The 9,303-nt window shown below is 61.9% G+C and carries 8 protein-coding genes; 4 read left to right on the top strand and 4 right to left on the bottom strand.

The window, feature by feature from the left end; all coding sequences use genetic code 11:
• Positions 1 to 88: 88 nt before the first annotated feature.
• Positions 89 to 1,189, bottom strand: a complete 1,101-nt coding sequence (locus ABX74_RS16430) for an LLM class flavin-dependent oxidoreductase (RefSeq protein WP_003940656.1) — start codon at positions 1,187 to 1,189, stop codon at positions 89 to 91.
• A gap of 296 nt (positions 1,190 to 1,485) precedes the next feature.
• On the opposite strand from ABX74_RS16430, the gene ABX74_RS16435 reads away from it, so the two are divergent.
• Positions 1,486 to 2,487 carry an MBL fold metallo-hydrolase gene (locus ABX74_RS16435; protein ID WP_047889244.1) on the top strand — a complete coding sequence of 334 codons (1,002 nt, stop codon included), beginning with the start codon at positions 1,486 to 1,488 and terminating at the stop codon, positions 2,485 to 2,487.
• Positions 2,488 to 2,529: 42 nt separating this feature from the next.
• Here ABX74_RS16435 and ABX74_RS16440 read toward each other — a convergent pair whose 3' ends face one another.
• Both ABX74_RS16440 and ABX74_RS16445 read right to left on the bottom strand, forming a co-directional pair.
• Complete coding sequence (locus ABX74_RS16440) at positions 2,530 to 3,450, bottom strand: universal stress protein (RefSeq protein ID WP_003940649.1); 921 nt, start codon at positions 3,448 to 3,450, stop codon at positions 2,530 to 2,532.
• A complete protein-coding gene (locus ABX74_RS16445; RefSeq protein WP_047889245.1) occupies positions 3,447 to 4,892 on the bottom strand; it encodes an amino acid permease in 1,446 nt (481 codons plus the stop codon). Before ABX74_RS16445 ends, ABX74_RS16440 begins: the two co-directional genes overlap by 4 nt.
• A 160-nt stretch (positions 4,893 to 5,052) precedes the next feature.
• Between ABX74_RS16445 and ABX74_RS16450 the strand changes: the two genes are divergently transcribed.
• Entirely contained in the window at positions 5,053 to 6,846 is a 1,794-nt protein-coding gene (locus ABX74_RS16450) for an alanine racemase (protein ID WP_046378865.1), read from the top strand.
• A 31-nt stretch (positions 6,847 to 6,877) separates the two neighbouring features.
• On the top strand, positions 6,878 to 7,720 hold the full coding sequence (locus tag ABX74_RS16455; RefSeq protein WP_047889246.1) for a hypothetical protein: 843 nt from the start codon (positions 6,878 to 6,880) through the stop codon (positions 7,718 to 7,720).
• Here the strand turns inward: ABX74_RS16455 and ABX74_RS16460 are convergent, their stop codons facing one another.
• The gene (locus tag ABX74_RS16460; RefSeq protein ID WP_047889253.1) at positions 7,721 to 8,695 is read right to left on the bottom strand and encodes a TauD/TfdA dioxygenase family protein; all 975 of its coding nucleotides are present in this window, start codon (positions 8,693 to 8,695) and stop codon (positions 7,721 to 7,723) included. It abuts the gene before it with no gap.
• Between the two features lie 111 nt (positions 8,696 to 8,806).
• Here ABX74_RS16460 and ABX74_RS16465 point away from each other — a divergent pair.
• Positions 8,807 to 9,303: nuclear transport factor 2 family protein (locus tag ABX74_RS16465; protein ID WP_223257943.1), on the top strand; the 497-nt coding region annotated here is incomplete at its 3' end.

Below are 9,303 nucleotides of genomic sequence, written 5' to 3' on the forward strand. Positions count from 1 at the left end.
AACCGACCGCGATGTCGGTAACAAGTTACTGCAGCTCGTGAGCGGTCGCAGCGCCGGACCTGCTTACCCGACAGTCAGGCTTCTCCGCTCAATCGACGGCGGTGAAACCCTTCGCCCGATCTTTGTCGGCCGAGGTCCACAGCGTCGTCGACAGTTCCGCCTTCACCAGCGGGATAACCTCTTCCGCAAATCGGCGCAGCGTGTCCTTCTGCTGCTCGAAGTCGAGCACGTGATTGACCGACACCGATTGGAAATCGTGGCCGTAACTCTCGTGATAATCGAGGATCTTCTCGGCGACTCGCTCCGAAGACCCGACCAACGCCGGCCCGCGGTCGACGGCTTCCTCGATCGTCCGGAAGCTCGTCGACTTTCCGACCGCTTTGGGGTCGTGCTTGCGTTTGTCAGCTTGTGCAACGGCGCCCTCGTAGATCGGACGGAACTCTTCGATGGCCTGCTCGGTGGTATCGGCGAGGAACAATCCACCCGAACCCGAGCCGACGTACGCCTTGGACGGGTCGTGTCCGTACGCCAGGTACTGCTCGCGGTAGTGGTCGATCAGCACTTTGTAGTTCTCACGAGGCTGGAAGGCGTTGGCGGTGACGATGGGGTCGCCCCACTTCGCCGCGAGTTCGACGGCCTCGAATGAGGTGGCCGATCCGTGCCAGATACGGAACGGTCCGTCGTAGGGACGCGGTAGGGTCGTCGCGTCCTCGAGCGATGGTCGGTGAGTTCCCACCCACTTGACGTTCTCCTCGCTGATCAGCAGTTTGAGGAGTTCGTAGTTCTCGGTGAGGTATTCGTACTGCTTGGCGATATCCAGGCCGAGGAGCGGGTATTGAAGGACCTCGTTGCCCTTGCCGATCACAATCTCGAGACGTCCCCGGCTCAGCTGATCGATGGTTCCGAAATCTTCGGCGACTCGAATCGGGTCGAGTAGCGACAGAACGGTGACACCCGTCGAGAGCAGGATTCTGTCTGTGGCCTGCGCAATTGCCCCCAAAACGACGGTTGGCGCCGACGAAAGAACCGGCCCGGCGTGGCGCTCACCCACCGAGAACGAATCGATACCCAGTTCTTCGGCGAGAACCGCCAGTTCGACGACGCGGTTGAGCCGATCGGACGGGGCAACTTCCTCGCCGGTCACTGGATGGGGTGGGTTGAAAATGATGTCCAGAACCTGAAAACGCATGACCCGTCTTTCTCGATAACCGCACAGCGCGCCTGTCCCTCGGAGGCTAGTGCGCGGCGGCTCGACGGATCTGCCATCCGAGGACGCGCCCAACGCAACGAACTCGCGAAACACTCTATTCAGCAACATTTTTCACCTCAATGAGACCATTCAGTCGATAAAACTCTCACCGATCCGAAGTCGACCGAAAACATGCCGAACTCCCGCCAGGCAGGACCTGTGTCACCGACCAATCGAGCGCACGGTAAACATGAAGTACTAAGAGTGCGTTCCCTTATCGTTAAGAGGTACTTGATATGAACGGTGCGGCAGCCATCGGTGATGGCATATTTCAGATTCCTGTCCCGATCACGGACAACCCGCTCGGGCACACGCTCGTCTACGCCATGGAATCCCCCGGCGGACTGATCTTGGTCGACGCCGGATGGGGTGACGACAACGGCTGGCAGGGCCTAAACGCAGGGCTCGCCGAGATCGGGCATTCGGTGACCGACATCGAGGGCGTCGTGGTCACGCACTTCCATCCGGACCACACTGGACTGTGCGGCCGGGTCCGCGAGGCATCCGGCGCCTGGATCGCCATGCATGAGGACGACCACTACCTGTTCGATCAGATGTCGACTGCGCGTAACGACGAGTGGATGGCATATCAGCTCGAGAACATGGAACGCGCTGGAGCACCCGCAGCCGACCGCGATGCATTCCGGCTTGCTGCCGCGGGCGAGTCTCCCGTGGGCCCCGAGTCGGCCCCCGACCGCCTTCTCGCGGACGACGAGATCATTGCACTCACCGGCCGTGGCCTCCGCGTTGTCTACACCCCCGGCCACACGCCTGGGCATGTCTGCTTCTACCTCGACGACGCCGACGTCATGTTCACCGGCGATCACGTCCTGCAGAAGACGACACCACACGTCGGAAACTTCGTGTACCCACTCGACGAGCGGGACGCCCTCGCCGATTTCCTCGACTCGCTCGCACGGGTGCAGAACATGAACATCACCCGCGGTCTCGGCGCTCACGGCATTCCGATCGACGACGTCGGAGGTCGCGCCGGCGAGCTGATCGAGCATCACCAGGAGCGACTCGATCACCTGCTCCAGGAGTTCGCCGACGACAAGCTCACCGTGTGGGACGTCGCGGCAAAGATGAAGTGGTACAAGCCGTGGGCCGAGATCTCCCCGATGGGAAAGACGATGGCGCTGTCCGAGGGCGCAGCTCATCTTCGCCATCTGGTTGCCCGAGAGCAGGTCTCTCAGGTTCCCGGCTCCGAGCCCGCGCTCTTCGCTCGCTCCGTCTGAAAGATCAGGGCCGACAAGCACTCCGCTCGTCGGCCCTGATCTCTATTCCGCTTCGGCCTGATCGACTATTCGGGTCGACGCCGATCGCGGGACCACCACCACCGGAACCGGTGAGTACCGCACGATCTTCGCCGCCCGACTGCCGAGGAACACCCGCGCCAGTGGACCTGCCTTGCTCGAGCCGACAGTCAGAACGTCACCTCGGTCCCACTCGACGCCCTCGAGCGCCTCGGCCCAGTTACGACCATGGCTGATAACCGATTCCATGACGTCGGGTATTTCGGGCAGTGCACGCACGCGCTCGAAGGCAGCGTTGGTCTCGCGCTCGACCACCTCGGCCCACTCGGAGATGATCGGTGAATCCCCCTCGGTCCCGAGTGTGGTCGTGTACTGCGCGTTTGCGCGAACTGCAAACGCCGCCAGTCTGAGTCCGGCATCGACACGCGCAGCCACGGTCGCGGCGGCGAGCACCAGATCGTCTTGATCGGGTGTGCCCGAGTATGCGGCGGTGACGCGGCGAACCACCTCACCGGGCTTGGTTCGAAATCCCCTCGGCGCCAGGGCGACCGGAACGTCGGAGCTGTGCAGCAAGCGTGAGGTGACACTGCCGAGAGCCACGTGACCGAACACCCCGGCCGTAGACGAATCCAGGACGATCATCTTGGCTTCGTGCTCGTGAACGAGATCGAGCAGGCCACTCGACGTCGACTGAGCCTCATGCACGACATAGGTCACGTCGACATCGGAGGGCATGTCTGCCCGCGCTTTCGCCAGTGCCGCTTCGGCTTCGGCTCGCAACTGCTGGTGGTATTCGGCGTCGACCCGCGCCATCCCGGGCGGTGGCGGCGAGGGAATCACCGCGCAGATCACCAACGGTTCACCGGACGAGCGTGCCAACAGCGTTGCCAGATGGACGGTTCCGGAACTGTCACCGTCGGGTGCGTATCCCGCGAGCAGCGTCATGAGTCGGACTCCGATCCCAATTCGGCGCGGTTCTTCGCACCGAGGCGCGAGTGCTTCATACCGTAGGCGAAGTACCAGATGATCGCGACGGTCACCCAGACGAGGAACACGTAGATCGTGACGGTTCGGAGGTCCTTGATGATCCACAGGCAACCCAGGATCGAGAGGATCGGCGTCACCGGATAGCCGGGAACTTTGAAGCTGCGCGGCAGGTCCGGGTCACTGCGCCGCAGGATGATGACCCCGATCGAGACAACGAGGAAGGCCACCAGGGTTCCGATACTGGTCATTTCGGCGAGAAAGTTGATCGGAATGAATCCGGCCAGAATGCTGATGACGACGCAGACGATGATGGTGTTGGGCACCGGCGTCAGAGTCCGCGGGTTCACCTTGTGGAAGATCGACGGAATCATGCCGTCGCGTGACATCGCGAACAGGATGCGGGTCTGACCGTAGATGACCACGAGCGTGACGCTGCAGATCGAGATCACCGCACCGGCGGCCAGAAGTGTTCCCGGCCAGGTAGATCCGGTCACCTGTTCGAGGATAGCGGACAGTCCGGCTTCCTGACCTTCGAACGATGCGGAATCCTGTGCACCGATCGCCACGGCGACAACGGCGATGTAGATCGCGGTGACGGACACGAGTGCAATGAGGATCGCGAGAGGGAGATTGCGACGAGGGTTCTTCACTTCTTCACCGGCGGTGGACACTGCGTCGAGGCCGATATAGGAGAAGAAGATGATTCCGGCGGCGGACATGACGCCGCTGAATCCGAACGGTGCGAAGTCGGCGAAGTGATTGCTGTTCCATCCGGCGATGCCGACCACGATGAAGAGCAGCAGAATCGCGAGTTTGATCGAGACCATGATGGCGTTGGCCTTGGCCGATTCACTGGCGCCGCGAATGAGCAGAACACCGCACAGGCACACCAGGATCACTGCGGGCAGATTGATGATGCCGCCCTGCTCCGGCGCTTGTGACAGCGCGTCGGGGATCTGGAACCCGAAGAGGTTGCCAAGCAGCTGGTTCAAGTATTGCGACCATCCAACGGACACCGCCGCGGCCGAGACTCCGTACTCGAGAAGCAGACACGCGCCGACGGCCATGGCCGGAAGCTCTCCGAGCGTCGCGTAAGCGTAGGAATACGACGAGCCCGACGCCGGGACAGCTCCGGCCAACTCCGCGTAACAGATCGCCGTGAGTCCCGCGACGATACCGGCAACAACGAAGGAGATGATCACTGCCGGACCCGCAACCGGGACTGCCTGCGAGAGGACGAAGAAGATACCGGTGCCGATCGTGGCGCCGATGCCGAACATGGACAACTGCGCCAAACCGATACTGCGGGTCAGCTCACCGCCGTTGGTATCTGCGCCGGTCTCCTGGTCTATCTGCAAAGCCGGCTTGCGCCGAAGTACGTGTTTGACGAGAGTAGCCATCGACGCTCCTCTAGAGTGCCTGGTAGGAAACTGTTGTATCCTCATACTGCACGTAAGTGTCCTGCGACACAACAGTTGGAGCAAAGTTGTCCAGCTCACGCCAACCGTCCGGTCTGGAATGCCCGGATCGTGAACCGCCTTCGGAGAAAACGGGGAGATCATGACCGGACCGACCATCACCGTCGACCTGCGTCGTATCGAACAGAATGCGCGCGTCCTCGTCGAGGCGTCCAGCGCTCACGGTATATCGGTGGCCGGTGTCAGCAAATCTACGTGCGGCTCCCCCAAAGTGGCACGAGCAATGGTCCGCGGCGGCGTCACGCAGATCGCCGACTCCCGCCTGGACAACCTGGCCCGCATTCGCCGCGACGGCATCACCGTTCCCCTGATGCTGATCCGCGCACCGTCGCTGAACGAGATCGACGACACGATCCGCTACGCGGACATCAGCCTCAACTCCGAGTTGACGACGATTGCTGCTCTGGGCAGAGCAGCACAAACGCGAGGAGTCGTCCACGACATCGTGCTGATGATCGACCTCGGAGATCTCCGCGAAGGGATCCTGCCGGCGGAGGCGTTGGACGTAGTCGCTGAAATCCTTCCCATCGAGGGCATCAGACTGATCGGAATCGGCGCGAACCTCGCCTGCGTCGGCGGCATCCAACCGACCGTCGACAACCTGTCGAATCTGGTCTACCTAGCCGACGAAATCACGAAGCGGTTCTCGATCGAACTGCCGATCGTTTCCGGCGGCAATACGTTCTCGCTGCCACTACTCGAGACGGGCACGATGCCCGAGGGGATCAACCATCTGCGTTTGGGCGCCAGCATCGTACTGGCCGAATCACCTACTCCCCCAGGACTGTACGAACTGCTGAACAACGATGCCTTCACTCTCACCGCGGACATCATCGAGGCCAAGGTCAAGCCGTCGCGGCCGTATGGAGTCTCAGGGGAAGACGCATTCGGCCGACGCCCCGTCTTCGACAACGAGGACAAGCCGAGCCGACGCCTGATCTTGTCCATCGGCCGCGAAGACATCTCGCCGGAAGGCTTGACCCCGATCGATCCGCGCCTGAAGGTGATCAGCGCCAGTAGCGATCACCTCCTCGTCGACGCCGGAGAAACAGGCGACGAATACCGACTGGGTGGCACCGTCGACTTCACGATCGATTACGGCGCGCTCTTGATGGCGATGACATCGCCCTACGTCGAAAAGCGCTACGTCCTGGGCACCGAACCGATCGATGCCAATGCGAGCGTCGAATTGATCGACCTCGAAACTAGCGGGCTGGCAAGCCATCTCCTCGATCACGGTCTACGCGAAGACATGTCCGGAATCGGTTTCAGCTGCATTCAAGGAGAGAACGCCGCCGCGGATCTCACGACGTTGCCGCTGTGGCTCACTGCCGAGGCCTGGCAGAACACCAAAATTCCGATCGCCACCGAACCCGGAACCGATTTGGGTGCAATTATTTTCGCCTCCCACGGCGATATCGAACAATTGCTGTCGTCGGCGGTGGATCTGCACGGCCCCAGCTTGGAGAACACCGTCTTGGTGGGCGTCAAGAACGCCACGGTCGATCACAAGCGCGCACTCGACGAGTACGGGGTATTGCTGGTGACGATCGACGAGATCGATCGCCGTGGCATGGCGGCCTTGATGCCTCGCGTCCTCGCCGCGGCGGGTCAGGGTGTGAACGGCGTCCACGTCCACTTCGACCTGGACATCATCGACGGGCGTGTTCTCGGCGTCGACGACACGACGCATCTGGGCGGCCTCACATTCCGAGAAGCGCACCTCGCCGCCGAATTCATCAGCGAGACCGGCCTGACGAGATCGATTTCGATCGGCAGCGTCGCGGGAGCGGATTCCGATCCTCTCGGCCGTCAGGCGACCTTCGTCGACGGACTGGTTGCATCGCTGCTCGGGCGCAAGGTGGTCAAAGCCTGACGTTGTCGGCAGCCCTTGCGAGAATCGTTCGATGATCACGCGGAGCTCCGGTCAGCACGTATTCATCGCACTCGGCACGCCGTGGCTCGATGCCGTGGTCGCGTTTCTCGAACCCCGTGCCCGTGTCGATCCCTGGATCATGCGCGGAAAGATGGCCATCGGCGACCTGCTGATCACTGTTCTCGACACCACTCCTCGCACGCTGCTCTGCATCGAGACCGTGGCTGCGCCCTTCGACGGCACGTCGCGGATGGAAGTCGATGAACGCCCGTACGAACTCCACGGTTTGCCCACCGTTCCAGAACTCGAACAACGATGGTCCATCACATTTCCCACGGATCCAGGGCCGGTCGACGACGCACTGGCCGACCGGATTCTCACGGCCGGCCAGTCACACTATGCGCACTACTTCGGCGACATCGACACGCTGGATCCGACGTCCACAGCTGCCCACGCCCGAACGTTGATGAACGAGCGGGGCAACTGCACAGGTTGCAGCTCACCGATGCCGTTGCGAAAGTTCAACAGCGGCGATCGCCTTCACTTTCATTCCGCATCACGGATCTTCAGGCAGGCTGAACCTGGTGACGACTACCCAGCCGTCCTGTGCCGCAAATGCACCGGAAGGATGGCCACGTCCGGGCACACCAACTTCATCGACTACATGCTGTCGAAGAATCCGTCGTGCCCACTCTGCGGTGCACACAGAACCGCTCAGTGTTCCCCGGGGATGCCGGTCCATCCATTCGATCACCTACCGTGGCTCGCCGGAACGGGCTGCGTCGTGGGACCGGACACCCCGGAATGGACGTGCCGAGCGTGCAGTCACTCATGGGGACAGATGTTCCCGCCGGATCACCCACAGCACGACTGATCAGTTCGCGGCGAAGCCGGGAAGCCGATCGATGTCCGCGATGATCGAATACTCCGCGGCGTCACCCTGGAGGATTCGACTCTGCTCGCCGTGGACGTCGACGGGGACGTCGCCGGCCAACGTCACTCGGTGCACACTGCGGGCCTGAGTCCCGTAGTCGGCGATACCGTAATGCTGAGTCGCCTGGTTGTCCCAGATCGCCAGGTCGCCGGCCGACCAGTTCCATCGAACAGTGTTTTCCAACTTGATGATTCGTGCCTGCAGGATCTGGTAAAGAGCGACCGACTCCGACGGCTTGAGCCCGACGAACTCCTTGAAGAAGTGACCGAGCAGGAGGGTCTTCTCCCCCGTCGCCGGATGGATACGCACCACCGGGTGTTCGGTCTCGTAGATCTCACGGGTGAATTCGGCGTAGTAGGCCTGGCGCTGCGCGTCTACCGGGTTCGCCTGATCGACAACCTCGGCATAGTCGTAGGCATTGGTGTGAACGGCCCGCAAATTCTCGACCAAGACCTTGAGCGAAGGCGGCAGTTGGTCGTACGCAGCGGTCGTGGACGCCCACGTGGTCGCTCCGCCGTACTCGGGAATGGTCGTAGCTCGCAGAATCGAGGCTTTCGGGATGCGGTCGACGAACGTCACATCCGTGTGCCAACTGTTGGCAGCGCGGTCGAGCACCAACAGCTTGTCTCCCTTGGACTTCACCGTGGGGTGCGGGGTGGTCTGGGTGCCGAGGGTTCCGGCGAATTCGTACTGCGACGTGTCGTCGAGATGCTGCTGCCCACGGAAGAACACAACCTTGTGCGCTGCCAGCGCATAGTTGATCGCGTAGGCGGTTTCTTCGGACAGATCCCCGGAGAGATGTACGCCGTCGATGCGGGCGCCGATCAGTTCACCGACCTTGTGGACAGTGATTCCCCCGGCAGCGTAGATCTGCTCCGGGGTCTGAGTGACGCGTTCGAGTTCGGTGACGGACATGGCGATCTCCTGTGAGTCGGTCAAGCCTACGGGCGCGGCAGTCGTCATGGCGCTGCCTACTGTGAACACTCAATCATTTACGCTGCGGGCTCGAATACGGTTGAACTCGAGGTGATCTCAAAGTTCGCCGCTCCCTCGCCGGAGAATATTGCCGCTCACTGGGACGAGGCCGTCGTCGTTGTCGTCATGAGCTGTAGCGTGCGATCTGCCGCACCCACGTCTACGGAGGACAGCATGCAACCCGAGGGCCCTGCCGAACAGATTCGTTCAACGCTCGCTCGCATCGCCCATCTTGCCGATACCGGCTCGGTCGAGGATTACGTGGAGCAGTTCACCCGCGAGGCCGAATGGAACATGCCCGCCAATCCCGATCGCGGTATCCCCGCACAGGTACGACGTGGCCGTGAAGAAATTGCTGCTGGAGTTCGCGAGCGTCGCGCGGCCGGCATTCAAGGGCCTGGCACGTTCACACGTCACGTCACCACGGCGATCGCCGTGGACGTGATGTCGGAAACTACAGCCCGCGCGGATGCGGTGTGGACGTTCTACGTCGACACAGCCACGTCGCCCGAACTCAGCGGCGTCGGGAGCTACGCGGACGAGTTCGA

Source organism: Rhodococcus sp. ARP2 (assembly GCF_001029585.1).
GTDB lineage: Bacteria > Actinomycetota > Actinomycetes > Mycobacteriales > Mycobacteriaceae > Rhodococcus_F > Rhodococcus_F erythropolis.

What these genes read in the sequence shown, in the direction of transcription:
- ABX74_RS16460 (WP_047889253.1), bottom strand. Translation starts at nt 8,695, where the DNA reads ATGTCCGTCACCGAACTCGAACGCGTCACTCAGACCCCGGAGCAGATC.
- ABX74_RS16440 (WP_003940649.1), bottom strand. Translation starts at nt 3,450, where the DNA reads ATGACGCTGCTCGCGGGATACGCACCCGACGGTGACAGTTCCGGAACC.
- ABX74_RS16455 (WP_047889246.1), top strand. Translation starts at nt 6,878, where the DNA reads ATGATCACGCGGAGCTCCGGTCAGCACGTATTCATCGCACTCGGCACG.
- ABX74_RS16430 (WP_003940656.1), bottom strand. Translation starts at nt 1,189, where the DNA reads ATGCGTTTTCAGGTTCTGGACATCATTTTCAACCCACCCCATCCAGTG.
- ABX74_RS16435 (WP_047889244.1), top strand. Translation starts at nt 1,486, where the DNA reads ATGAACGGTGCGGCAGCCATCGGTGATGGCATATTTCAGATTCCTGTC.
- ABX74_RS16450 (WP_046378865.1), top strand. Translation starts at nt 5,053, where the DNA reads ATGACCGGACCGACCATCACCGTCGACCTGCGTCGTATCGAACAGAAT.
- ABX74_RS16445 (WP_047889245.1), bottom strand. Translation starts at nt 4,892, where the DNA reads ATGGCTACTCTCGTCAAACACGTACTTCGGCGCAAGCCGGCTTTGCAG.